A 24,674-nucleotide genomic window follows, 5' to 3' on the forward strand; every position below is an offset into this window, starting at 1 on the left:
AACATACGACTCCCTTTAGTTCTGTTCATTCGATCGAGACATCATTCCAAGGAATGATGATTTAGTTTATATTCCTGATACCAATGGTGGCATCCATAAAATGCGATGAGTAAAAACACAATGTATTCCAAAGTCACGAAGGGAATTTCCTTTAAGGAATAGATGGTGATACAAACTATATCTACAAACACCCATAAAAACCAAGATTCCAACTTTCTTTGAGCCAGTAAAAAGTTAGCAACGATACTTCCCACAGTGGTAAACGCATCCCAATACAAGAATTCAGGTGGTTTTGTAAAAATGTTTGGTAACCATATTGGTAATCGACTTGTAACTGCTCCCAAGAAATAAGTCCCAAAAAGAATCACTAAAACAAGAACCAAGTTTTTTGATGTACCTATAGATTGAATTTTTACATAAACACCAGTTTTTTTCCGCCAAACGATCCAACCATACACACTAGATCCAAAGAAATAAATTTGTAACAACATATCGGAATAAAGTTGGATTTGGAAAAATAAACAGAAAAAACAAATAGAAGTCAAAATCCCAAAAGGCCAAGTAAGGATATGATTTCTTGAGGCTAAGTAAACACATAGAAGTCCTGTGCTTGTGCCGAGGAGTTCAATCAGACTTATCGGATTACCGAATACAGAGAAAATTTGAAGTTCTTTTGAAAAGATTAAGGACAAATCGAACATATTAAGACACTAAAAGAAGGTTCTTACTCATTAATCCCACAAAATCCGATTAAGATACAAAATGTATCCTCTGTGAGAACCTTTCCTAAACCAAAACCAGACCATTCATACAATAACAAAAATAAAAAAAACAAACTTTAATAAGTTAAACTGTTTTGCCTAAGTCTATATTCGAAAGAAATCTTCCTTAAAACCCTTCTCCCCTAGCCACTTACTTTGCAGAAGATTATAACCTACTATTTCAAAATCACGGGAAATCCATTTTCTGTATTTTTTTTTGGACCTAGAGAATGCATAAGGATCAATGAAATTCATTTCTGCTTTCATAACCAAATAATCTTCGTTAGTTGGAACTGTAAAATACAAATAATTACAATACTTTGCCATTTTTTCCAAAACACCGGGGATCATCGAATCTGGCAAATACTGAATCACTGAATTACAAATCCCAAGTTCCACGGGTTCTTTTTCCAATTTGGGGAGTTTGAGTGTCTCTAGAGATTCGTGATAAATATGATACTTATCAGATTTTTTGACCCAGTCTTTTTTCTTTAGGTCTTCGTAAGCTTCTTTGGATGCGTCCACTGCATATACTTTTACGGGAGAAAATGTTTTTACCATCTCTCGCAGTAAAATAGCTTTTCCAAACCCAAAATCGGCAATTTTGTAAACAGGAATTTCCATTAATTGAAAGAGTGCTTTTAAGTATTCCGCATGTTGTTTGGCATTATAAGAACCATCTACATCCAAACCATTGCCATAGATATCTGACCAATACGAGTCATCAAACTTTTTGCCATTTTTACCGAGGCCAAAACTTTTTTTATTTAAGAATCCTTTCACTAAAATTGAACCCCAAGACTTTGTAATTCTTTGATCATTTCTTTAATGTATTTTGGTTCCAAAGTCAGCTGGTTTACTTCCTTTTCATAGGCCTTCGTCACCATTTGATTGTCTAGTTTAACTCGTTTTAGATATTTATCCAACGATTCCTTACTGATTTTTTTTTCAGAAAAATCAGCCATAAGTGGATGAGAAAAAAATCTTTGCCTGATGGAATCTTCTAACTCGCGTATTTTTGATTTGATGATACCAACAAATCGTTTGATGGAAGTATCATGAAATGAAACATTAGTTTGTTCGTTTGGTAATAGTTCATCAACCTGTAACTTAATTTCTAAAATTTCTGCGATGTTCATAGTATCTCTGGCACTAGAAAGTTTAGTCATAAGTTTAGATTTACGTTCTCGTAATATAGGGTCTTGTTCTTTATCAGGATGGATAAGTTTGGCTAAATTTTTGAATAAGGTGTTGATGTCTGTGCTAAGTAGTTTTTCTGCTTCTAATTGTTTTTTTTCTTTTTGGCTTTGTGTTTTTGATTTTTTGCGATGATTCGAATTGGAATCTCTGCCTCTAAAATATTCCGACCGGTACTCTTCATATTTTTCGCGAAACTCTCTATACTTTTCTTCGTGTGACTCTCTTTCCTCTTCTGAATCAAACCCCGTACGATTCATGTCATCCAAATCAATGTCAATGCCAAAGGTGTTTTTAATCCTGGCTTCCATTTGATTTTTATACCGCAGCCTCTCCATCTTTTCAAATTTGGTTTCTAACTGATCACGCAGTGGCCCATAAAAATTTGTGTCTTCCATCATGGAATCGTTACACATTTCCAAAAGGTAACGCCGCAGGAATTCTCTTTGCATTTTTCCAAAGGAAAGTTTTTCTTCCAGAAGAATGGAACACATAATTGCAAATCGTTCTTTCTCCAACTTCTTCTGTTTTTCCAACTCTGGCAAAACTTCATTCAAATAAGTTTCATTGACTAGTCGAAATAAAGGTTCAATTTCTTTTGAACGTTCTAAGGTTTCCTTATGTTTACGCAGAGCATCGTTAAACTCTTTTTGAGCCTTGGTTTGGTTGGACGAAACGCCCGTCCAGATTAGGGATTCCTCTGCGGTGGCATTCGGTTTGGATTTTTGTTTTGGCATTTTTGGAGAAGGAAAAAATCGCCAGATCAATGGGACCTGGCGACTGTTTGGTTTTGTTCTTTGGTTTACTTACGCTTTCATCAGGTTTAAAGCAGCACCTGCTTTGAACCATTCGATTTGTTGCGCATTGTAAGTATGGTTCACAGAAATTTCTTCCTGTTTCCCATCCTTATGATTAAGAACTAGTGTAAGCGGTTTTCCTTCGGCAAAACTTGTGAGTCCTACAATATCAATCACATCATCTTCTTGGATTTTATCGTAGTCGTCTTTATTTGCAAAAGTCAAAGCCAACATCCCTTGTTTTTTCAAGTTGGTTTCGTGAATCCGCGCAAAGGATTTTACAAGAACGGCTCTGACACCTAAATGTCTTGGTTCCATTGCCGCATGTTCCCTAGAAGAACCTTCGCCGTAGTTTTCATCCCCAACCACAATGGATCCAATCCCTTGTGCTTTGTAAGCTCTTTGGGTTTGCGGAACCGGTTCGTAGTTTCCGTTCAGTTGGTTTTTTACTTCGTTGGTTTTACCATTAAAGATGTTAGTAGCCCCAATGAGTAAGTTATTGGAAATATTATCCAAGTGACCACGAAACTTAAGCCAAGGACCCGCCATCGAAATATGGTCTGTTGTACATTTTCCTTTGGCTTTGATGAGGAGTTTTAGACCTTTGAGGTCAGTGCCTTCCCATGCTTTGAATGGAGCAAGAAGTTGTAATCTTGTGGATGTTGGATCTACAATGACTTGCACTCCTGAACCATCTGCCGCCGGAGCCACAAAACCTGCATCCTCTACCGCAAAACCTTTGTTAGGAAGTTCTTCCCCGGTAGGTGGGTCCAGTTTTACTTGCTCGCCTTTTTCGTTAGTTAAAGTGTCAGTGAGTGGATTGAATCCTAAGTCCCCAGCAATGGCAAGTGCCGTAGTGATTTCTGGAGAAGCTACAAAAGCATAAGTGTTTGGGTTTCCATCTTGGCGTGCTTGGAAGTTACGATTGAAGGAGTGAACAATGGTGTTCTTTTCCTTTTTTTCTGCACCCACACGAGACCACATTCCAATACAAGGTCCACAAGCATTAGAGAAAACTTTCGCTCCAATTTTATGGAAGGAATCGATGAACCCGTCTCTTTGGATGGTGTATCGAACTAGTTCCGATCCAGGAGTGATGGTAAACTCTGCTTTGGTTTTTAAACCCTTGGCAGCCACTTGTTTGGCAAGGGAGGCAGCTCTTGAAATATCTTCGTAAGAAGAATTAGTGCAAGATCCGATAAGACCTACTTCTACTTTGAGTGGCCAACCATTTTTAGTGGCTTCTTCTTTCATTTTGGAAATAGGAGTCGCAAGGTCTGGAGTGAATGGACCGTTTACGTATGGTTCTAATGTATTAAGATCAATTTCGATCACTTGGTCAAAGTATTTGGATGGATCTACATACACTTCTGGGTCAGCAGTCAAATGTGCTTTGTATTTGTTAGCAAGGTCAGCCACATCACTTCTGTTAGTGGATCGTAAGTAACGTTCCATGGATTCATCATAACCAAAAGTAGAAGTGGTTGCCCCAATTTCTGCTCCCATGTTACAGATTGTACCTTTCCCAGTACAAGAGAGGGCTTCGGCACCTGGACCAAAGTATTCTACAATCGCACCAGTTCCCCCTTTCACAGTGAGGATTCCTGCCACTTTTAAGATAACATCTTTTGCGGATGTCCAACCATTTAACTTTCCAGTAAGTTTGACACCGATGGCTTTTGGCCATTTGAGTTCCCAAGCAAGACCGGCCATCACATCACAAGCGTCAGCTCCACCAACACCGATGGCAACCATTCCAAGTCCCCCAGCGTTTACTGTATGGGAGTCTGTTCCGATCATCATCCCACCTGGGAAAGCATAATTTTCTAAAACCACTTGGTGGATGATACCAGCACCTGGTTTCCAAAAACCGATTCCATATTTATTAGAAACGGAGGATAAAAAATCATATACTTCTTTGTTTTCTTTAACAGCAATTCCAAGATCCACACCGGATTCGTCTTTTGCTGTGATTAAGTGGTCACAGTGAACGGTGGAGGGAACCGCTACTTTTTTACGACCAGCTTGCATAAATTGGAGAAGCGCCATCTGCGCTGTTGCATCTTGCATCGCCACACGGTCTGGTGCAAAGTCAACGTAGTCGACACCGCGACCAAAACTCTTTGTTGGATTTCCATCCCAAAGGTGGTTGTATAAAATCTTTTCTGTAAGTGTGAGGGGTCGACCCACTACCTTCCTGGCTTGTGCGATGGCCGCTTCCATTTTGGAATAACGTGCCGCAATCATTTCTATATCAAATGCCATCTGAACCTCTTATACCTATCAGACCGCAGGAAAAAAGGGAATCAATCGAAAATTAAACTACAAGTGCTAAAATCAGTAAATTTGGCTCACTTGTGTGAACCTGTATCTTTTTTAGCCGTCAATGCGGACATAAACTTCATCCGCTTTGAGGATAAGGCCCGATTTGATTTCGATAAGCCTGGTATTGACAAAAACTCCGTCTTGGTATGGTGTCACAATTCCTGTAATGATAACGTCCAATTTCAAAACATCGCCTATTTTGCGCAAGGTGGCGGTGTCGGTAGGAGAATCAAGTCCGAGACCTGCTTCTTTTAAAACCTTTTGGTTGGCCAAGCGGTCTAAGATTTGGAATCTGTCTTTTTTCACAAGTTCTGTTGTGAGTTTCTCTGCTAGGATTTCGCCATACGGACTTTTTTTGCCTTCCTGGTCTAAAAAAGTTAATACAACAAGTCTTTGTGGTTGGAAGTAAAAACCTTTCTCAGAAAGAGAAACTGCAAGTTGCTCTAGAGGAGGAACAACTTTTTTCTGAGGTTTAGATTCCCTCTCGTCCCCCAAATAACATGCGCTAATGCTTAGTAAGACAAAAACAAAAAATAAAATTTTAAAACGCAAGTTCCATCCCAAGTGATGTAACATATTCATAAAACGATTTTCCATTAAACCCATTCCCATACATATAACCACCGGGAACCCCAATTAGCATACCGTCTTTATAAAATTGGTTCTGAAAATTAAGAAAAAAAGTGGTTTTTAGTTTGCCAGGATGTTTCCCACGAAAGGAGGCAGAGAAAGTTTCTGGAGACCTACCATTTTGATCTTTGATATGTAAGAGCGGATCATTAAATACATTGAAAATTTGGTTCCCAACATAAAGTGAATAACTTTTCGAAGATCCTAAAAAGAAGATAAGACCAAGCGAAGCATTGTCCTGGGCTGAACCAAACCCAAATTGACCGAGAGGAACAGTACCGGGCCTTGGATTTACGTAATTGTATTTTAAATTTAATTGGATTTTGTCACTGCCGAAAAAAAAAGAAAACTTACCACCTTCGGCACCGTAGGCGGAAACTGGGTTTTCTGTTTTTACATTATACACAGCAGTTTGCACTTTCAAAAATTGCGATGGATTAAAACTTCCTTGGAATTCGTACGATTGCCTAGGATCATATAATGAGCGTTTATTGGCCTCTAATTGACGAAAGATGAGTGTTGCCGACGGATGAACAGGACCAACAAGAGAAGGTTGCGAAAGAGACGGCTCTCCACTTAACTTTGCATCCCAAACTAAAGTTGTCTGGGGAGAAAAATCAAAATCCAATTTAGAACCAGTATTTGCAATTGGATTCCATTGTGAGGTAGTTTGTACTTCTTTTTTATAACCAGATAAAGGATTGGAAGAAAGGAATTTAAGATTACTTTTATATTCGGAAGATTGACTTCCCACAACATTTGTTTCATATCCCAATCTAACTTGGCGTGACAAACCATCTTCCAACTTACGCAAGTTTGACGATTCAGATTCCCTGATATCTGTGTCTTTTAAGGGCGCAAAAAAAACGACCCCCAGAAGACCTAGACCTGAGAATAAAGAAACAAATACCGAAGATTTCGGGGAGTACATAGAGAGACTATGAAACATATTTCCTAAATTCAGATGAATGTAAATCTATTTTTGGAAAAGGAACATTGAATCTCCATAAGAATAAAAACGAAACCTGTTCTGTAGAGCGTACTGATAAGCATCCAACACTAGTTTGGTATTTGCAAACGCACTTACCAAAAGCAAAAGACTGGACTTTGGTAAGTGGAAGTTAGTGATCAGGCCTTGTACTGATTGGATATTGTCACCTGGCGACAAAAAGATGTCAGTTTGACTTGATCCCACCTTATATTTCTTTAATTGAGAATCAAATACAGTTTCTAAGACGCGAAGTGTAGTGGTTCCTACGGCAATGATCCTTCTCCCCTCTTTTCTAGCACCGTTTAACTTTGATGCTGTGGACTCGGAAACAAAATACTTTTCCCTATGTAAGGTTTTCGTTTCCCATTGTTCAGGAGTCAGTGGACGAAATGTCCCATAACCAATCTGTAATTCCACAGGGACAAATTCTGCACCATTTTTTAGGACGTTCTCTTTTAATTCTTCTGTAAAATGGAGTCCAGCGGTGGGAGCAGCCACAGATCCTGAACGGTTGGCAAAAATAGTCTGGTAACGAACTTTATCTTCTTCTGTCACATTTCGTTTGAGATAAGGTGGAATGGGTATATTTCCAAAAATTCCAAAATCAGAATCGGAAATGGGACTTTCGGAAAATAAAATGGAAAGTTCTTCTTTTGGTCCTTGGTAGGAAAACTGATAATTTTCAAAACCCACTGGGAAAAGTTTTTCACCTAACTTTAATTTTGCCCTATTTTTTAAGATACATAACCAACTTCTGTCGGATGGATCTAACGATTCCAAAAAAATCGATTCATGAATGCGGCCAGATTCCACTTGTAAATACACACGACGGGCTGATACTTTTGTCTCATTATATACAAATACATCTCCGGGACGAACCAACGCCAAAATGTCTCGAAACAATGGTGCTTCCCAAAACTTTGATTGCCCTATGTTTACCACCAAAAGCCGAGACTCATCTCGATTTTCTAAGGGAAATTTGGCAATTTGTTCATCGGGGAGGTGGAAATCGTATTCCTGTAAAAAATCCATCTTTGTATAGCCTTGGGAAAACCTTGTCAATTAACCAGAAATATTGGGAATGGTAGGAGAACTATGTGGAAATTTTTAGAAACCCTAGAGAAACGTGGGAAATGGATTCTCACCGTTCTGCTTGTGATTTTTTTTGCCCTGTCCGTCTCTAGATCCAAACAAAAATCGGATTTTTTGGATTATTACCATGCGGCAGAACGTTGGGCCACAGGTGAGAACCTTTACCGGTTTGATGCCGCTTTCGAACTCCAGTCCAAAGTGAAAAAAATGGAAGATCTATTCTTACCTGAAAATTTTCACCTCTTAACGGCTCTGCAAAACGAAACAGCAACTTATATTTATCCTCCTCTATTTTCCTTTTTACTCATTCCCGTTACCTATCTCTCAGAACCCAATGCAGCTCTTCTCTTTGAAATCGTAAGTTCGCTTTCTTTATTAGCCATTCTTTATCTTATTTTCCAAAATAAAGAAATTACCAACCCAAAGTCTCCCTATCCATATTTAATTCTAGTCACCACAATCCTTTTCAACTTTCGTTTTTTAGAAAGCCATATCCAAAATAATCAAGTTGGGCTACTTCTCATTTTACTTGTGTTAGTATCACTAACTATAAAGTCAGATTGGCAGAGTGGAATGATTTTGGCACTTGCCACAAGCATTAAGATTACCCCACTCGTTTTCCTTTTTGTTTATATTTATGAAAAACAATACAAACGAATCTTCTGGTTTCTTTTCGGAATTTTTGTTTGGAATGCGGCCCCACTTCTTTACAATTGGGACTATACCATTCAAATGACAAACGAATGGCTAACTGAAATTTTAGGGAATGCTTTTAGTAACCCCCTACTTCGTTCTTGGAAAAATAACCAATCCTTAAGTTCTACACTTGCAAAGTATTTTGTTCCAGGTGCAGATTTGATGAACCAACCCACCTACAGTTTACCTTTTTTGGTTTTATCTCTTCCCATGTTAAAGTTTATCCAACTTGGTTTTATCATTTTGTTTGGGACTCCTCTTCTATTACTCTGGAGAAAGAAAAATAAAAAATGGGAAATCATTTCTCTATTGTTTTTAATTTCTGCTCTTTTTAGTGGAATTAGTTGGATTCATAGTTTTATCATTTGTTTGATCCCTATTTATTTTATTTTGAATCAGGTGATTCGTTTACCAAACAACAAAAAAGAATTAACTATTCTTATTTTGATTTTGAGTTTACCAATTCTTTCACATAGAACCTTCGTCGGTTCAAAAATCGAAGCAACACTATCTATGTTTTCTATTTTATTTTATTCCACCAGTCTCTTGTATTTTTATATTGTAAGGTTTGCTCTACGTGAAACAGAAAATCGGAATTGATGTTAGGCCTCTTGCCTACGGGATGACTGGAAATTCTCGGTATTTAGCCGAAGTCCTTAAAGTCATATTACCCAAATATACAAAAAAAGAATTTTTTCTTTATACAAACAAACCGATCCATCCTGTGTTTCATGACTTACTTGGGCCCAATACAAAAGTGGTTTTGGAATCAATAAAAATCCCAGGCCCCATATATTTGAATTTTGTTTTACCCAAACGTCTCAAACAAGATGGTATCGAAGTTTTTTGGGCCACCATACAGATGTTACCGTTTTTAAAACTCCCTATACCAAGTTATGTGAACTATCATGACCTTAATTTTATTTCCGCACCGGAAACAATGGCCAAATGGAACTATTGGCAACACAAACTACTCTCTCCCATTACACTAAAGAATGCAGATAAAATTTTTTGTCTGTCCAAGAATACAAAAAGAGAAATCGCGGCCTTTCGCCCAGACTGTGAAAAAAAATGCATTGTGGTTTATCCTGGTGTTTCAAAACAGAAATTACCAAAACCAAAAGTTACTTTTCCAAAAGAATTTTTTCTAACAGTAGGTACTTTAGAACCAAGAAAAAACATCAATCGATTAGTAGATGCTTTTTTAGATTTTAAAACAAAACATCCAAAGGACAAAAACTCTCTCCTCATTATGGGAAGAAAAGGTTGGGGAGAAGAAGGTGAATTTTTATACCAAAAATTAAAAGATCCAAAAATCCAAAACCTAGGAATTCAATTTTGGGAAAATCCAGATGATGCAACACTGGCAGAAGCATTTAAACAATGTAAGGTTTTTTTCTTCCCTTCCTTACATGAAGGTTTCGGCCTCCCACTCCTTGAAGCAATGTTAGAGGACAAACGTTGTGTTGCTTCCGATATTCCCGTCTTTAAAGAAATTCTTTCAGACAAATGTGATCTCTATGTTCCAGCCAAAGAAACAAAGGATTGGACTCGTAGTTTTGAACTGATGTCCGGACCAAAAAAATCAAGATCTCCCAAATTTCCCGCCAAACAATGGACATGGGAAGAAACAGCAAAAAAAATTGAAGAGGTAATTTTTCAGTGAAAATCATCAATAAATGGATATCAAAATGGAAAGAATTCCAAAGCAAAAGAGAAATCGCTTACTTTGGAACATCGTTATACGATGAGTTAACGGTAAATCCGATTCCTTCCTTATTACTCATTCTCTTTGCCGTTTTATTTTTTACCTATAGTTTGCCTTATATTTATTATTTGGGTAAGTTTTTTTATTGGTTTGTGGGAGTTTTAGAAATTACGAAGGTTTTGAAAATTCCATTTTTAGATGAACTTAGATATTATCATTATCTTTCTGCTTTTGTTTATTTCTACATTGCAACCTCTCTCTTAATCGATATGAGTCGTCTTTTAAACAGATGGAACATACGAACCGTCTTTGTAAAAAATGAAATTTGGCAAATTCAAAAATTTGGATTCGGCAAAAAACTGATTAAGTTCAACTTAGAAACTGATGGTGTAGAGTTAGGATACGAACATGGTGGACTTAGTGATTTATTAGGATGGAACCGATTGGTTTGGGGAAAAAATGGAAAAACTCTTTTTGTGACTCCTTATTTTTTCCCTTACAAAAAAAATAAAACCATCGTGAATCGGATTTTAAAACGTTAGAGTGGAACCAAACTTTTGAAGAAGTTATTCATTCTCCTTTTACTATTATTTCTTTTTTTATTTCATCTTAGGTATCTTTCCCGAGCCTTCGATTGGGATTCTTGTGTTTACGCTCTGAACATTCAAAAAGATAGAATAGAATCTGCCTTTTTTAATCCACACCATTTAGGATTTGAATCATCAGGATTACTCTATTGGAAAATGCTCCGTTCCATTTATCCAACCACGGATATCATGTTTTTTTTGCGATTGAGGATCCTTAGTTTTTCTTTATTTTTTTTAGGACTCTTTATTTGGATTTATTATAAGTTATATAAAGATATAGTTTTAGCAGTCATTTTAGCCCTAGTCATTCAAGTGAGCCAAGCTTTTTGGTTCTATAGTTTACACAATGACACACCTCTCATCCATTCTTGTTTGATGGCTCTTTTGTTTTTATTTACAGTTTACTTTTTAAGATCAGGGCTAAAAGCAAAACATTTAGTCATTCTATGGGTGATCCAACTCTTTAGTATCTACTTCCATCAATCGAATGTGATTCATTTCGGAATGGTCCCAATGGCAGTATTTCTTTCACCGAATCGGTCATTGGGAAAAAAACTCAGAATCATATTCATCTATTTAACATGTCTTGGTGTTGCCACTATCCTCTCGTATTTATTTGTTGGATTCATTATCCTAAAAAGGGGACTTGGCCCCCTTGATGAAAAACATTTTTCTTTTTGGATGTTCTTATATGCTGCCATCAACCGCTGGGGAACAAGCCTTGGCGAAGAAAAAAACTATGTATTGTATTTCTATCGAGGCATAGGAGATGCGTTTCTTGTATTCCAAAACGTAATTCCAAAGTTTCGAGTGAACTTTTTTGACTTTCAAAACCCTAAACACCTTCCCTACAATTTAAATCTTTTATTCTGGATTTTTAGTTTGAGTTTGGGAATTTTGAATTTCCGTACTATGTGGGTCCGATACAAACAGGAATTATTAATTATGGTGTTTTGGATTCTCCCGTCGATTGGATTTTATACATGGTGGGAAGGATATTTTTTTGAATTTTGGGTAGGAACTACCATTGCCCTTTGGATCTTAAATTCTTTTACACTTCAATCGTTATCGATCCCTTTGTTTCCAAAATTTTCTAATGCAATTCTCCATACAGTTTACCTGGTCTTATTTCTGTTTTATTTCAGTACCAATTTTACCTTTTCTACCCTTCCCAGATCCATTGGCCCAAAATTTGGATACACAGAAGGTATACAAGGACCCGTTGAAAAATTAGCCGAAGAAACAATTTACCGTTAGGATAAAAAAATGTTATTTAACTCGTTTGAATTTTTAGTTTTCTTCTTTATCACAATCATCGTTGGGAATCTTTTAAAGAACCGTTGGCAAAAACTTTTTTTCCTACTCACTAGCTACTATTTTTACATGGCTTGGCAACCATCGTCTATTTCCTGTACGGCGATGGCCACCGATGGTTTCAAGTTTTATACAGATAGACTCTATTGTGATTTTAAAATCAATCCCTATGTTTTTATTCTAATTTTCTCAACGATCATTGATTACTTTGCTGCAAGACTCATTGAAAAAAAACAAGATGGGGATAGTGCCAGAGGATGGTTACTCGTATTATCTCTTGTAGTCAACATTGGAACACTTGGATTTTTCAAATATACGGACTTTCTACTCGGAGTCATTAACGACATCCATCTTTTAGGTGACTTCCAATTCGCAAAACAAAACATTATCCTTCCCGTAGGAATTTCTTTTTATACATTCCAATCAATGAGTTATACCATTGATGTATACAATCGAAAAATAGAAGCACGGAAATCCTTTCTGGATTTTGCTTTGTATGTTGCTTTCTTTCCACAACTGGTAGCAGGACCCATTGTACGTGCAGAAACATTTTTCCGCGACTTAGATTTTCGTCTCGGTGTGTACAAAGAGAATATTGATGCTGCATTCGCATTAATCTTAATCGGATTCACACGAAAAATTGTCTTTGCAGATAACCTGGCTCGTGTGGTTGACTCCACGTTTTCCAATTACCAAAACTTAAACTCAATTGAAATTTGGACAGGTGCTCTTGCTTTTGGATGGCAGATTTATTTTGACTTCGCAGGTTATACCGACATTGCAATAGGAGTTGCTAGACTCTTTGGCTTCCAGTTCAATCCAAACTTCAACTTCCCTATGTCTTGCAGAAATATCGCAGATCATTGGTCCAGATGGCATATTTCTTTTTCCACATGGATTAGAGATTATATCTACATCCCGTTAGGTGGTTCAAGAGTAAGTGTCATTATGTACATTCGTAACATTATGATCACCTGGTTATTTGCTGGATTGTGGCATGGTGCCGCCTACCACTATGTAGGTTGGGGTCTCTGGCAAGGGACCATGTTACTTTCTCACAAATTTTATGGAGATACCACGCTCGCAAAATACTTAAACGGAAAAGGTGGCCGAGTTTATGATTTATTTGCGCGCGTATTTACCATGTTTTGTTTGGCATTTGGTTTTATCATGTTCCGTGCGGAAACAATGGAAAAAGCAGTCCCTATGATGAAGGCCCTTCTTTTCCTAAATGATTCTGTAGCACCAATTGCAAGATGGAATAACTACCGATTCGGAATTTTGCTTTTGATTTGTTTTACTGCGAGTTACATTTTTTCCAAAAGACAAATTCCTACTCTTCTGACAGGAAGTTGGCTAAAATATACTACCTTTGTTATTGTAAACGTTTTGTTACTATTACTATTTGGAGTTACTGAAAGTCAGAACTTTCTCTACTTTCAATTTTAATTATGAGCTTACATAAAGAAACCATCTCATTTCTGACTGATAAAAAATTAGTCACTGCCATCATCTTTTTGTTAACGCTGGAATGTTTACTGCAATTTGGTTTGTACAAACCATATCTAAAGAAAAATTCCTATGCATCCAATATCAACCGAGTCACAGAACATGTGGTTTCCAAACGAGATGTTTTGGATCCAGATATTTTGATCGTTGGTACATCTGTGGCCTTCGAAGGTATTAGCATTCGCCTCCTTAACGAAGAACTACAAAAAACTGGATGGAAAACTCAATCGATTGCTGTTCGCGGTTCAGAACTTGTAGTACAACATCGGATTTTAGAAGAATACTTAGATAAATTCCCTAACGTAAAAATCATCCTCCATGTGATGGAACCTGGTATGCCTTGGGTCGATCGGAAGTATGTAGTAGATCCGACACTGGCAATGTTATCAGAACTTGGAAACTTCAAAGCAATTCCGACTGTCCTCGATTTCGAATACAATCTAGAATTTTCAAACTATCTTTATTTGATTTTTAAATCCGTGGCCTATCGTAAAGATTTGTCTGATTTGGTGATTAACTTTAATGAAAGACTAAAAGCCATTTCCCGAAAAAACAAAAACCCAAATTTGAATCCTTGGGATTATGAAAACGATCATCCAGAGTCCATTGATGAATACCACCTGACAAGTGTAGATGATTGCCTAAATCGATTGGCCTTACACCTTCCCTTAGAGATCCCCAAAGCATCAAATCCAGATCACAGACGAATGTTGTTTGAAACATGTGGCATTGCCAGTGTAGTTCCTCAAGATTCCAATGCAACTGAAGATACAGAAAGATACTTTAGGCGATTAAAAAAAATGTATAACTTTATTGGGGAACGTAAAATACATATTATCAATGTCTTTGCACCTTATTCTGATGTAATTCGAAAAGTCAATAACGAAGGAAGAATGAAAGTTTGGCATGAGGGATTATCAAATGCATTAACTCCATTCCAACCACTTGATGAAATGGATCTTCAAGATTCTCTTGGAGATTCCAATGGAAAATACTGTTTTGATTTAATTCATTTAAATGAAGCAGGGATGAAAGAATTCACAAAAATTTTAGCCAAAGATTTGGAGAAAAAACTTGGGAAACGATGATACCACTCTGAATCAATTGCAATCGGAAGTAGACGATTGGATTCAAAATATAGGAGTCAGATATTTTTCAGAGCTCACCAATCTTGCCATTCTCATGGAAGAAGTCGGCGAACTGTCGAGGCTAATGGCAAGAAAGTATGGAGACCAATCATTCAAATCAGGAGAATCAGAAGATAACATACCAAACGAAATTGGTGATATTTTATTTGTACTGACTTGTTTAGCTAACCAGATGGGAATTTCCCTTCAAGATGCCATTCGTGCAACGATTAAAAAAAATACAAAACGAGATATAGACCGCCACAAAAACAATCCTAAACTATAACTATCTTTGCTATACTCTATCATTGAACAAAAATTCCCGCTTCTCTACGAATGGCGTTCCAATACGCTGAGAGGTGAGCTGGATGGGAATTCATATCCGAAATACAATAATCAAACTTAGTACGAAAAATAGGATTGGCCTCTAATTCATTCTCATACTTGGAATAATCTAGGTACATTTCTTGAAAAAAACGTTTTTGACCTTCAAAATCATAATCTTCTCGAAAAAACATATAGGCATGAGCCAAGTCATGAAGCAAATGTTCAAAGGCATCACGTTTGCCTTCGACCAAACTCCCTTCGATCGCATGTGTCCAACTGATAGTAGAATATCGATAACCATTACTTTGTGATTCCAACATTTCTAATGAGCTAGGATTGTAATCGATGAGTCGAATGTCCCATTCACCTATATGCCACTTCCATAGTGCAAAACGTACGGTATCAGGCATTCCATAAAACCGAACTACTTCTAAAAATTCTTGGGACTGGTTCCTGTGAGGAAGTGGTTTCCCCATCCTAAGGAAAGGATGTTTTTTTACACGTCTCTCTAAATACAACAATACTATTTGGAAGGTAAGTTGGCTGTCGGATATTTGACCAGTTTCCCAATCCTTTTTTAGCGAAGTTAAAAACGGACGAAGAATCTCTGCTTCTTCTTTTAATTCTAATTCAGGAATACAAATTTTTTTAAATGAGCCATAAATGAGACCGTTATCGTGAGGCATAAAAAAACTAATTAGATAACCCGTAATACTCTGTTTCCAAATGGAAAGCTCCTCCAATTTCTCCACCTAGAAAAAACAAAGTACCATCAGAAAATTTCACACCACTATGTTTTGTTATGCTGTACTTTGCCATTCCCATGTTGAAAAAATTATTACTTTTTCCATAATCAAGTTTTTCCATTACACGACTTGGTTCACTCGTATTGTATTTATATCCACCACCATAAAAAAGAATTCCACCGTCTGGTAGTTCCTGCGCAAAACTCCATTCTCGCCTAAACTGCGAGTTAGCAACCGTAAGTATCTGATTTCGAGTTAGATCATATAACATGGTAGAATTATTGGAATTAGATAACTGCGCTCCATAAATGAGCACGTTCCCGTCAGTTAATTTCATACATTTTAAGGCACCAACTGGTACTGGTAAGGTGGGTCCCCATGAAAATGTCTGAGTATCTGGATCAAAAAATTCCGTGGTATCTTTAGGTGCAAAAATTCCATTTGTTCCACCAATGATAAATACTCGACCATCATCAAGCAATACAGAACATGAAAATGATCTAGGCACTTTCATTCGATTGGGCACTTCAGTAAAAATTCCGGTAGATGGATCATAAATCTCAGCAGTGTTTAAAGTTATAAATACATCAGTTGTCATAGGATCAAAATCATACTCGCTAATTCCACCTAACACAATCACTCGGCCATCCTTAAGTTTCACTATGTTATGCAAATGCCTGCGTCCATTCATATTCCCTGTCGGTGTGAAGGCGGTTGTTTCTGTATCAAAAATATAACTCGAAGTAATGGCATACGGACTAGGTGCTTGCGTTCCTCCTGTAATTAGAAGATTCTTTCCATCTAACATCACACCACGTTCACCTCTAGAAATATAGGGCAAACTAGGATTTGTGAGAACAAAACTAGAAGCACCTTTTCTCAATATTTCCGCACTAGAAGTAAAACCATAGATAGCAATCACATCACCATTGGCATTTTGGAAAGCATCAAATTCCGACCGGGCATGGTGTAAATTTGGTCCTTGGACCAATCCAATCAATTGGATCGTTAAAGAATTGGATACCTCATTGCCAGCATTATCCTGTGAATTGTAAAAATGCATCGTAAGCGAACCAGGACTATTGGAAGAAAAATTGACCTCGAAGTAAACACGGTATGTGGTTTCATTCACTTTTTGTACTGAACGGAGAATCACCTCGGAAGCAAGTGATCCACTTAAGATGGGAGGATTAAAAACTGCCAATGGTTCAGATGTTGTAAAATCCCAATAGTGGGACGAAAAAAAAGTATAATCGGTAATCGGAATATAACCAACTAAATTTATACTTGGGATTTGTGTATCAATGATGATCGGAAGTATATCATCAATAAGGGTTTCACCAGAGTTAGATACCACTCCCAATAAATTCAGTTCATACTTCCCGTCAGCGGTTATTGGATCAAACTTAACCAACAATCGATCCTTATCAATTTTTGAAAAACTCACATTCGAAAAAACTTTTTGATTAGACTCTGCAAGAAAATTTGCATCGATATTTGCAAGATCTCTGTTACATTGCAGTAAAACTTGGTCCACTGTTCCAAGAAATTTTTGATTTGATTGATTTACACAACGGAAAGGTGCCTTTTCGAAAAAGGTACTGAGGAATAGAACACCACTTGATTTTTGATCAAAAGGATTTCCATATTTTTCGGGAATGATACATCCGATAGCAAAAAACAAAATAGGAAAAATCAATTTATTCAAAACTGTATTCCTCCGTATTTCCTAAGATATCACCAACCCTACCTCCGATGATCATACCGCCACCAACTGAATTGTAACGAATATTACAACCATCCCAACGTGCATTTAAAGAACGACTGGTCATATAAAATCTGTAATTCGATTCAGACCATGATTCCGTTTCTTGTATCGAATCAAATGTGGAACCATTGACTGTACGATATTCTAAACCTCCAGCGACAATGATTTGATCCTTTCCATAAGGAAAAACAAAAGAAGAACCATACTCTCTTCCGAATAATAAATTTTTATGATCTCTGATTGTATCCGTAATGGGATTATAAATTTGTGCACGTAACACCGGTTGCGCGTTATCAAACCTAGAATTTATACCTCCAAAAATTAGAATCTCACCATTTTTTAATCCATAAACAAAATGGTTAAATCTTTTGTATAACTTTGCCGTGGACTTTGAGAGAGTTTTTGTATTGATATCATAAATCTCGATTGATTCCAACGCATTCGGAGTAAAATCATTTGACAATGGACCAAATACATCAGATCGTTCTCCCCCAAAGATAATTACCTTACCTGCTTCCTTAGAAAAAATCTGTGTATGTTTACCTCGAGAATCACTTAGGTTTCCAATAAATTCTACAGTCATTGAAGCAGGATTTTCTGTGATATGAACTAGTTCAACAGATCCAACCGATTGAATTGGTTTATAGGGACTCATTCCTCCGACTACAAGAACATCGCCATTTGGAAGCACTGTCATTTTATGAAACAAACGCGGGACAGATAACTCTGGCCCCTCAGTCCAAGTATTCGTAATAGGATCATAAACCTCAGTTGAAGTTAATCCATCGTTGGATGTTCCATTTTTATCACCTAAACCTGCCGCGACAAAAATTCTACCATCAAGGAGTTTAACAGCATCAAATTCTTGGCGACGATATACCATGTCGGGAGCTTGTACGAAATTTTTGGCAACAGAATCATAAAATTCTGCATGATTTAATGCTCCATTTCCATAGAACATAAAATCCTTTTTTGCTTTCCCGCCGAGAACCATACGGCGACCATCATCTAACTCAACGCCAACACAGGATCTTCTTGGCACATTTAAGTTTGGCCCACTTTTAAAAGCATAAACATTAATAGGCAACATCAATGTCCCTTGTGAATTTGAGGCTTTATCTTGAATGTCCACAAAAGAAATTGTTAAAATACCGCCATTTGAATTTGGATTTCCAGCAAATAACAAACGTATGTTGCGCGGAGAAGCGATGACATCAGAAACAACAAGAGTATTTTTTGCAGTCCCTGAGAGCGAAACTTGAGACAAATTTCCGTCCCAAACAATATCTTCATTCGAAACTATATCCAAAAACCCAGATTTTAGTTCAGAAATATCGATTCCATTTCCCGTACGTAGTTCTAGGATAGGGGGCTCTGAATCGATTTCGAAGTCAAAACTCTCTGGATTCACAAGCAACGATTCGTTTGAATAATAATCCTTAAGATTGATACGGAACTTACCTGACGTAACGGAAGGATTCATTCGAATCTCATATAAAAACTTACTGCGAGGAATAATTTTCAAAATAGGATCATCACTGATTCCAGATATAGGCAACTTCAGACCTTCAGTCTTTGTCGTGAAATCATGGTTAGTGGATACATACATAACTCCACCTGGCTGCACCCGATTGGTAGAAAATTCCATAGTCACTACTGATTCCGAACCCAAAAGAAGGAGTCCTAAACTGACAGGAGAATTCGGATCAAATAAATTTTTACCTGTCCCTATTTTGCAAGATATGAGTAAAGCGATTAGAAAAAAAAATTTAGTCTTTACCATACAACTCTACCTTTTTATCAGCAAGTGCAGAATCACCGAAAATAACAATCCCCTTTGCGGTTTGTATCGCAGAATGTTCTGAACGAGCATCCATCATTGTATCGACTAAAAAGTTTTTCTTTTCTACATGATCATAAAGTTCTAAAATTCCTGATTTATAATATGTATCCACTCCACCTGTGTAGAGAACTTGCGCATTTGAAAAAGTTACAATGGCACTTTCATTTTTGATTCTACTAGTAAATCCATGAGTTTTCGTGATAGAACCTTCTTCAGTCCATGATTCTATACTTCGTGAACCAACTCCACTTCCCGTCACACCGCCCAAAATCAATCTGTCACCACCAGGCACAGGTATGTTGGTTACACTTGATCTGGAAGTAGGTAGTACTACAGGCAAAGTAGAAATCGTTTTTGAATTAAGATCTAAACTATAAATGACTTTTGAATAGATTGCATAAACAGAGAGACGATCCTTCCCTCCAAAAAACAATATACGATGTTTATTTTCATCATACTCTGCAAAATGAAACAATGTATTAATAGGAAAGTTAGCAGAGGAATCTAATAATGTGGAAGTTCCATTTTGTATTGAAATATATTCGTGATCATTAGAGATTGCATGTTCATCACTTCCAACTCGAAATTGTCCACCAGAAATCAGTAAATCACCATTAGACAAACAAACCATTGTATGTCCAACTCGTCTCCTTTGCATTGGTATGGGAAGTTCGACCACAGTTTGATTGTTTACATTAATTCTATATATTCGATCGTTGATTTGAGAATCTATTGAAGGATCTGTCCTTGTAGTTTTCCCGCCAGAAACATAAATATTCCCCTGTGGATCAGAACAAATCGCCATTTTCGTCAAACTTTGATTTAACGAAGGAAGAACGGTTGAAGTCCCTAATTCAGGATTAAATATTTCTACCGTAGACAGTGTGTTCCCAAAAATAGAAACTCCTCCTACCAAAAGTATTCTGCCATCTAACAAAGGAATTGTTGTAATTTGACCTTTTGCTTCGGATATGGAACCAATATAACGTGGATAGGGAAATTTGAATTCTAATACCTTACCCGAAAAAGAATAATCAACCAGTGAGTCTGGTTTTTGAATGAAAATTGAAATTGGGTCTCTCCATTCCGAACGAGAAGAAACAGAAAATAATACACGAAGTTTAGTTTCAGATAAAGGGAAAACATCCCGCAATACCAGGTCATCTTTATAGTTTTCGGAAACTCGGAAATGTTTCTTTTCGAAGTATTTTGCTACTGGAAGATTCAAATCCAAATCCAGGATTTCCGTTTTTACAAAGGAAGGATAGTCAGTGGACTTGTATCGGGAATTGATCTCTACTTCGTCCCTTGAAACTAACGTTGATAAGACGGCAGCAGTCCCTCCAGCAAAAGTGGTGGGATCAAAGATATTTTGCGAATTATTTTTAATATCACAGTGAATTAATAGTAATGCTAATAGTAAATTAAAACCGCATCGCATATCCTAACTTCCCAACCCTGTCAATTCCCATACCACCTTGGTTTTCCCAATCAAACTCGAGTAAAACTCCCGACTTTTCCTTAGGATTGGGTCCCAACAGATAAAAATCAAACACATTTGCCGACCACAAAACAAGAAGTACGGTGAGGGCTTGTGACAAGTGGGCTCTGGATGACTCCATCTTCTGTCGATACGGTTCAATTAAGTAATAATTTAATGCGACAGTTTCCGTTACGCGTGGGTTAGGAGGAATACCAATGGCAGATTCATAATTTGATTTATCTTGCATATAAGTTTTATATTGAAGTCCTGCATAAAGAACTCCCAAAGTAAAGATAGACATATAAATTTTACCTTTGTCCTCTTGTCCCCTTGCATACTGACCCCACCCAGGAAACAAAAACGATCGGAAGGCATAAGTAGGATTGTATGGATTAAACAGCGGGGCGTCCGTCAAAGAGGTCTCAGGATTGACCGCATACGTTAGAATGGTATCCTCGGATTTCTCCGCATATTCTTTTGTGTATGGTTTTTGTAACTTCTGATTGGTTTTACTCCATTCCTTCAATGAAGTAATTACATAATTAGATAATTCAGAATAAGAAACTTCCCCGTTAAAGTTAGAGTCCGCCCTTCCTTCCAATCCATAAATCAGATACTTAGTGAAAATTCCATAACCTGACTTTGGGTCTTCAAAACTGGAGTAACCAACTTTTGTGGAATAAAAAACGGAAACAATTTCGGAATCACGAAATGAGGTATTCACTAAAAATTTCCGACCTTCTTCCCCTTTTCCATCATCTGGATTACGACAAGCATCAATAAAAAAAACAACTCTCTTTAGATTAAACTTCCTTGTCATTTCAAGAAGTTGTTCTACGGCAATTCCTGATTCAAAGGGAGTTAAGGGATTAGCGTCTTCTGGAAGTAAATAGACCCTGTCATTGTAATCGACAACCCCATGCCCTGAAAAATAAAATACCAATAAATCATCTGGATTAGTTTCCTCTAACAAGGCCTCAAAATTCGTTAAAATATTATATTTTGTAGGGGTTGAGTTTGCAGAACCTTCCTGAACTAATGTTTGGATACGATTATAGGAGCCGAAACTGAATAAAATCTTGGTTATACCCAAAGCATCGTTTTTAGCAGTTTTTAAATCACCCAAAGTTAAATTTTTATATTCACTTACACCAACAATAAACCCAATTCGTTTTGGTCCAGGATCAGCAACAACTATTGTCGGTGCAGTAAAAAATAAGAATATTAGAATTTTTGATTTCATCAATATTAGCGGTGAACAGCCAAATCTTCGGCTTGTTTTTCCAAACTTAGAGTATTCTCTCCTACTTTTCTAGCATTAATCACCACTTCTCTGTTGATTTCTTCCATTTTTTGTACAACGGCGATCATTTGATCTTTATCTCGATTCAAAACTTTTGACTCTTCATCCAGTTGTTTCGAAATCGATTCGATTAAATCTAATGACTCCAGTACTTCATTATTAATATTTTTTTGAGAACTGATTTTGTTTGTCGCAGTTCTAATCACCCCACTCAAAAGTTCATACTTAGATTGGAGTGTTTCGGTTTGTTTCAGAGAAACAGAAGCAAGTTCCGTCCCTTCCTGGATAAACCTATTTGAATTGGTGATGATTTTTTTAATTTTAGTGGCATTTTCGTTCGAATTTTCGGCTAATTTTGCTACTTCTTGCGCAACGACAGCAAAACCCCTTCCATGTTCCCCAGCTCTTGCTGCTTCAATGGAGGCATTGAGAGCCAGTAAATTCGTTCTATCTGCAATTTCTGCCATAATATCGTTTACTTCACTCACTTCTTTTTGAGAATCATTGACCGCACGAAGTCTTTCCTCTAAATTTTTAACGGTTCCTGAGAGGACATTACTTCTATCTTGAAAGTCACTCATATTAGAATTTAATTCTTCTACTACTACCCCAATTTCTGAAATACTCAGTTTGAGTGTATCAGACTTATGATTTAACAAAGTAATTTGGCTGTGTTGTCTTCCAATATTATCCACAGAAGACTGGATACTTTCAGAAAATGAGGAGACGAACTCTGTCAATTCATGAATAGATTTGTCCTGTGATTCAATTTGAAAATTAAAATCTGACGTTATTTCGCGAATTGATTTTAAAGTTTTAAATAGTTCAGAACCAATTTGAACCAAATCACGATTTAAGTTGTCTGCAGTTGTTCTTTCAGTTTCAGCAATTTTTTGTCTTTCTTCCGATTCGTTTTTAATTTCGTTTAATAAATTGAGAACGGCTGAAGTCAAATATCCAAAACAAATTAAAAAAAGAATTTTAAATACCTCCGTTGAAATAGCAACAGTACCTTGTAGACTTTGGACACCTTCTGCTTCTTTAAACTCAACACCTTGACCAAAACCAATCACTAGTAGAAGGATCAAACAAAAAACAGAATAATATGTACTCATAAGAAGTGTTCGTCTTGAAAACAAAAATGCAGAATATACTACATAAAAGTAATATAACACATATAAGGTTGGAGCTTTTATTAAATCAGCAGCTACTGTACTGCCACCCATAAGCCCGGACGCAGTGACCGCAAATAAAACCGTTATGTCCAAAATAATGAGTAACTTCGGAAAAAAGGCATTTAACCTTTCTTTTTTGAAAAGATAAGCCTGTAACCCGCCATATAAAAACATACATGTAATTCCTACCAAATAACTCATGGTTTGGAGTGTAGTTGATGTTTTAAATGATCCAAGGGTAGCGATGATATAGAATCCTGCCAAAAGAAATCTGACTCGATTCACGTACACAGGACCTAATTCTACCCAGCTTTTTTTTGTTTTTATAGGTTCTAAACTAGTTCTCGACATAGGATGATGATCCTGAAGGGAAAGTGAATGGGAAGTGATTTTCTTTTTTTGCTTTCTGAAAGGAGAAACTCAGTTGACAAATTATAGTTTAATATTAAACTATTCAATATGGAAACATTAAATACCAATCGCAATTCCGTACATAAAAAACTCCACCCCGCATCAGAGCGTGGACATGTTAATTTTGGATGGTTGGACAGCCACCATTCCTTTAGCTTTGGACAATGGTACCATCCCGAAAAAACAAACTTTGGCGCACTTCGTGTACTCAATGATGATATTGTAGAACCAAGTATGGGGTTTGGTACACACCCACACCAAAATATGGAAATCGTTTCTATTCCCTTATTCGGTGAGCTCGCTCACAAAGATAGTACAGGTACGAATGGTATCATCCGCACTGGAGACGTACAAATTATGTCTGCGGGTTCTGGGATCCTTCATTCGGAATTCAACCATAGTAATGAGAAGAAAGTCAATTTTTTGCAAATATGGATCCTTCCTAAAGTGGCTGGTATCGAACCACGGTATGCCCAAAAGACTTTTACAGAAGCGGGTCGAATCAACAAATTCCAAACCGTAGTTTCCCCCATTGATGAGGAAGCCATTTGGATCAACCAAGATGCCTACTTTTCTTTGGCAACTCTCGATCCCGGGAAGGAACTTTCTTATGCAGTCCATTCCCCTGACCAAGGAATCTTTGCTTTTTTGATTAGTGGTAAACTAAAAGTCGAAGATACGGTATTAGAACGCAGAGATGCAGTTGGATACTGGGGAAACGATGCATACAAATTCCAAGCAGAAGTAAAATCGGAACTTCTCGTCATTGAAGTCCCGATGAAATAAAAAACACATGGATCTAAGGAACTTGCGAAAGTGGGTTCCTTTTTTTAGGGATTTACCGATTTATTTTTTTGAATCTCTCCACTTTATACGAATTTTTT

The 24,674-nt window shown here is 37.0% G+C and carries 21 protein-coding genes; 8 read left to right on the forward strand and 13 right to left on the reverse strand.

The features are described from left to right. Positions 1-41: 41 nt before the first annotated feature. The 7 genes from pnuC to queA all read right to left on the reverse strand — a co-directional run bounded on the left by pnuC (position 42) and on the right by queA (position 7,733). A complete protein-coding gene (gene pnuC / locus EHR07_RS02380; RefSeq protein ID WP_135743602.1) occupies positions 42-701 on the reverse strand; it encodes a nicotinamide riboside transporter PnuC in 660 nt (219 codons plus the stop codon). A 165-nt stretch (positions 702-866) separates the two neighbouring features. Beyond that, a complete protein-coding gene (locus EHR07_RS02385) occupies positions 867-1,544 on the reverse strand; it encodes a class I SAM-dependent methyltransferase (protein WP_135743603.1) in 678 nt (225 codons plus the stop codon). Beyond that, on the reverse strand, positions 1,544-2,695 hold the full coding sequence (locus EHR07_RS02390) for a hypothetical protein (RefSeq protein ID WP_135743604.1): 1,152 nt from the start codon (positions 2,693-2,695) through the stop codon (positions 1,544-1,546). Before EHR07_RS02390 ends, EHR07_RS02385 begins: the two co-directional genes overlap by 1 nt. Before the next feature lie 69 nt (positions 2,696-2,764). Beyond that, complete coding sequence (locus EHR07_RS02395) at positions 2,765-5,020, reverse strand: aconitate hydratase (RefSeq protein ID WP_135743605.1); 2,256 nt, start codon at positions 5,018-5,020, stop codon at positions 2,765-2,767. Between the two features lie 111 nt (positions 5,021-5,131). Beyond that, a complete protein-coding gene (locus tag EHR07_RS02400; RefSeq protein WP_135743782.1) occupies positions 5,132-5,662 on the reverse strand; it encodes a FlgO family outer membrane protein in 531 nt (176 codons plus the stop codon). After that, positions 5,622-6,659, reverse strand: coding sequence for a hypothetical protein (locus EHR07_RS02405; protein ID WP_425270280.1), 1,038 nt, complete (start codon positions 6,657-6,659; stop codon positions 5,622-5,624). The genes EHR07_RS02400 and EHR07_RS02405 overlap by 41 nt, the downstream gene beginning before the upstream one ends. A gap of 27 nt (positions 6,660-6,686) precedes the next feature. Beyond that, positions 6,687-7,733, reverse strand: coding sequence for a tRNA preQ1(34) S-adenosylmethionine ribosyltransferase-isomerase QueA (queA, locus tag EHR07_RS02410; RefSeq protein WP_135743606.1), 1,047 nt, complete (start codon positions 7,731-7,733; stop codon positions 6,687-6,689). A gap of 63 nt (positions 7,734-7,796) precedes the next feature. On the opposite strand from queA, the gene EHR07_RS02415 reads away from it, so the two are divergent. The 7 genes from EHR07_RS02415 to EHR07_RS02445 are packed head-to-tail and all read left to right on the forward strand — an operon-like array spanning position 7,797 to position 15,020. Next, the gene (locus tag EHR07_RS02415) at positions 7,797-9,089 is read left to right on the forward strand and encodes a glycosyltransferase family 87 protein (protein ID WP_135743607.1); all 1,293 of its coding nucleotides are present in this window, start codon (positions 7,797-7,799) and stop codon (positions 9,087-9,089) included. Positions 9,090-9,111: 22 nt separating this feature from the next. Continuing rightward, positions 9,112-10,155, forward strand: coding sequence for a glycosyltransferase family 4 protein (locus tag EHR07_RS02420; RefSeq protein ID WP_135743784.1), 1,044 nt, complete (start codon positions 9,112-9,114; stop codon positions 10,153-10,155). Next, entirely contained in the window at positions 10,152-10,739 is a 588-nt protein-coding gene (locus tag EHR07_RS02425; protein ID WP_135743608.1) for an LIMLP_18675 family protein, read from the forward strand. Before EHR07_RS02420 ends, EHR07_RS02425 begins: the two co-directional genes overlap by 4 nt. A 15-nt stretch (positions 10,740-10,754) precedes the next feature. Continuing rightward, positions 10,755-12,041: a hypothetical protein gene (locus EHR07_RS02430; protein WP_135743609.1), complete on the forward strand. Its 1,287-nt coding sequence runs from the start codon at positions 10,755-10,757 to the stop codon at positions 12,039-12,041. A gap of 9 nt (positions 12,042-12,050) precedes the next feature. Then, positions 12,051-13,547 carry an MBOAT family O-acyltransferase gene (locus EHR07_RS02435; RefSeq protein WP_135743610.1) on the forward strand — a complete coding sequence of 499 codons (1,497 nt, stop codon included), beginning with the start codon at positions 12,051-12,053 and terminating at the stop codon, positions 13,545-13,547. 2 nt (positions 13,548-13,549) lie between these two features. Then, on the forward strand, positions 13,550-14,695 hold the full coding sequence (locus EHR07_RS02440) for a hypothetical protein (protein WP_135743611.1): 1,146 nt from the start codon (positions 13,550-13,552) through the stop codon (positions 14,693-14,695). Beyond that, positions 14,682-15,020 carry a nucleotide pyrophosphohydrolase gene (locus tag EHR07_RS02445; RefSeq protein ID WP_135743612.1) on the forward strand — a complete coding sequence of 113 codons (339 nt, stop codon included), beginning with the start codon at positions 14,682-14,684 and terminating at the stop codon, positions 15,018-15,020. The genes EHR07_RS02440 and EHR07_RS02445 overlap by 14 nt, the downstream gene beginning before the upstream one ends. A gap of 19 nt (positions 15,021-15,039) precedes the next feature. On the opposite strand, the gene EHR07_RS02450 is transcribed toward EHR07_RS02445, so the two are convergent. The 6 genes from EHR07_RS02450 to EHR07_RS02475 are packed head-to-tail and all read right to left on the reverse strand — an operon-like array spanning position 15,040 to position 23,730. After that, complete coding sequence (locus EHR07_RS02450) at positions 15,040-15,747, reverse strand: hypothetical protein (protein ID WP_135743613.1); 708 nt, start codon at positions 15,745-15,747, stop codon at positions 15,040-15,042. A 7-nt stretch (positions 15,748-15,754) separates the two neighbouring features. Continuing rightward, positions 15,755-17,515, reverse strand: a complete 1,761-nt coding sequence (locus EHR07_RS02455; protein ID WP_135743614.1) for a Kelch repeat-containing protein — start codon at positions 17,513-17,515, stop codon at positions 15,755-15,757. Further along, the gene (locus EHR07_RS02460; protein ID WP_135743615.1) at positions 17,508-19,358 is read right to left on the reverse strand and encodes a Kelch repeat-containing protein; all 1,851 of its coding nucleotides are present in this window, start codon (positions 19,356-19,358) and stop codon (positions 17,508-17,510) included. The genes EHR07_RS02455 and EHR07_RS02460 overlap by 8 nt, the downstream gene beginning before the upstream one ends. After that, on the reverse strand, positions 19,345-20,859 hold the full coding sequence (locus tag EHR07_RS02465; protein WP_135743616.1) for a Kelch repeat-containing protein: 1,515 nt from the start codon (positions 20,857-20,859) through the stop codon (positions 19,345-19,347). The genes EHR07_RS02460 and EHR07_RS02465 overlap by 14 nt, the downstream gene beginning before the upstream one ends. Further along, positions 20,843-22,144, reverse strand: coding sequence for a caspase family protein (locus tag EHR07_RS02470; RefSeq protein ID WP_135743617.1), 1,302 nt, complete (start codon positions 22,142-22,144; stop codon positions 20,843-20,845). The genes EHR07_RS02465 and EHR07_RS02470 overlap by 17 nt, the downstream gene beginning before the upstream one ends. A gap of 5 nt (positions 22,145-22,149) precedes the next feature. Beyond that, positions 22,150-23,730 (reverse strand): methyl-accepting chemotaxis protein, encoded by a 1,581-nt coding sequence (locus EHR07_RS02475; protein ID WP_135743618.1) that lies wholly within the window; start codon positions 23,728-23,730, stop codon positions 22,150-22,152. 108 nt (positions 23,731-23,838) lie between these two features. Between EHR07_RS02475 and EHR07_RS02480 the strand changes: the two genes are divergently transcribed. Then, positions 23,839-24,576, forward strand: coding sequence for a pirin family protein (locus EHR07_RS02480; RefSeq protein ID WP_135743619.1), 738 nt, complete (start codon positions 23,839-23,841; stop codon positions 24,574-24,576). The last annotated feature ends 98 nt before the right edge of the window (positions 24,577-24,674 follow it).

The organism is Leptospira bandrabouensis (genome assembly GCF_004770905.1).
GTDB lineage: Bacteria > Spirochaetota > Leptospiria > Leptospirales > Leptospiraceae > Leptospira_A > Leptospira_A bandrabouensis.

Excerpts from the sequence above, each read along its gene's own strand:
- EHR07_RS02395 (WP_135743605.1), bottom strand. The coding sequence starts at position 5,020 with ATGGCATTTGATATAGAAATGATTGCGGCACGTTATTCCAAAATGGAA.
- EHR07_RS02465 (WP_135743616.1), bottom strand. The coding sequence starts at position 20,859 with ATGCGATGCGGTTTTAATTTACTATTAGCATTACTATTAATTCACTGT.
- EHR07_RS02400 (WP_135743782.1), bottom strand. The coding sequence starts at position 5,662 with ATGAATATGTTACATCACTTGGGATGGAACTTGCGTTTTAAAATTTTA.
- EHR07_RS02435 (WP_135743610.1), top strand. The coding sequence starts at position 12,051 with ATGTTATTTAACTCGTTTGAATTTTTAGTTTTCTTCTTTATCACAATC.
- EHR07_RS02450 (WP_135743613.1), bottom strand. The coding sequence starts at position 15,747 with ATGCCTCACGATAACGGTCTCATTTATGGCTCATTTAAAAAAATTTGT.
- EHR07_RS02460 (WP_135743615.1), bottom strand. The coding sequence starts at position 19,358 with ATGGTAAAGACTAAATTTTTTTTTCTAATCGCTTTACTCATATCTTGC.
- EHR07_RS02405 (WP_425270280.1), bottom strand. The coding sequence starts at position 6,659 with ATGTTTCATAGTCTCTCTATGTACTCCCCGAAATCTTCGGTATTTGTT.
- pnuC (WP_135743602.1), bottom strand. The coding sequence starts at position 701 with ATGTTCGATTTGTCCTTAATCTTTTCAAAAGAACTTCAAATTTTCTCT.
- EHR07_RS02420 (WP_135743784.1), top strand. The coding sequence starts at position 9,112 with ATGACTGGAAATTCTCGGTATTTAGCCGAAGTCCTTAAAGTCATATTA.
- EHR07_RS02480 (WP_135743619.1), top strand. The coding sequence starts at position 23,839 with ATGGAAACATTAAATACCAATCGCAATTCCGTACATAAAAAACTCCAC.
- EHR07_RS02470 (WP_135743617.1), bottom strand. The coding sequence starts at position 22,144 with ATGAAATCAAAAATTCTAATATTCTTATTTTTTACTGCACCGACAATA.
- EHR07_RS02390 (WP_135743604.1), bottom strand. The coding sequence starts at position 2,695 with ATGCCAAAACAAAAATCCAAACCGAATGCCACCGCAGAGGAATCCCTA.
- queA (WP_135743606.1), bottom strand. The coding sequence starts at position 7,733 with ATGGATTTTTTACAGGAATACGATTTCCACCTCCCCGATGAACAAATT.
- EHR07_RS02475 (WP_135743618.1), bottom strand. The coding sequence starts at position 23,730 with ATGTCGAGAACTAGTTTAGAACCTATAAAAACAAAAAAAAGCTGGGTA.
- EHR07_RS02440 (WP_135743611.1), top strand. The coding sequence starts at position 13,550 with ATGAGCTTACATAAAGAAACCATCTCATTTCTGACTGATAAAAAATTA.
- EHR07_RS02415 (WP_135743607.1), top strand. The coding sequence starts at position 7,797 with ATGTGGAAATTTTTAGAAACCCTAGAGAAACGTGGGAAATGGATTCTC.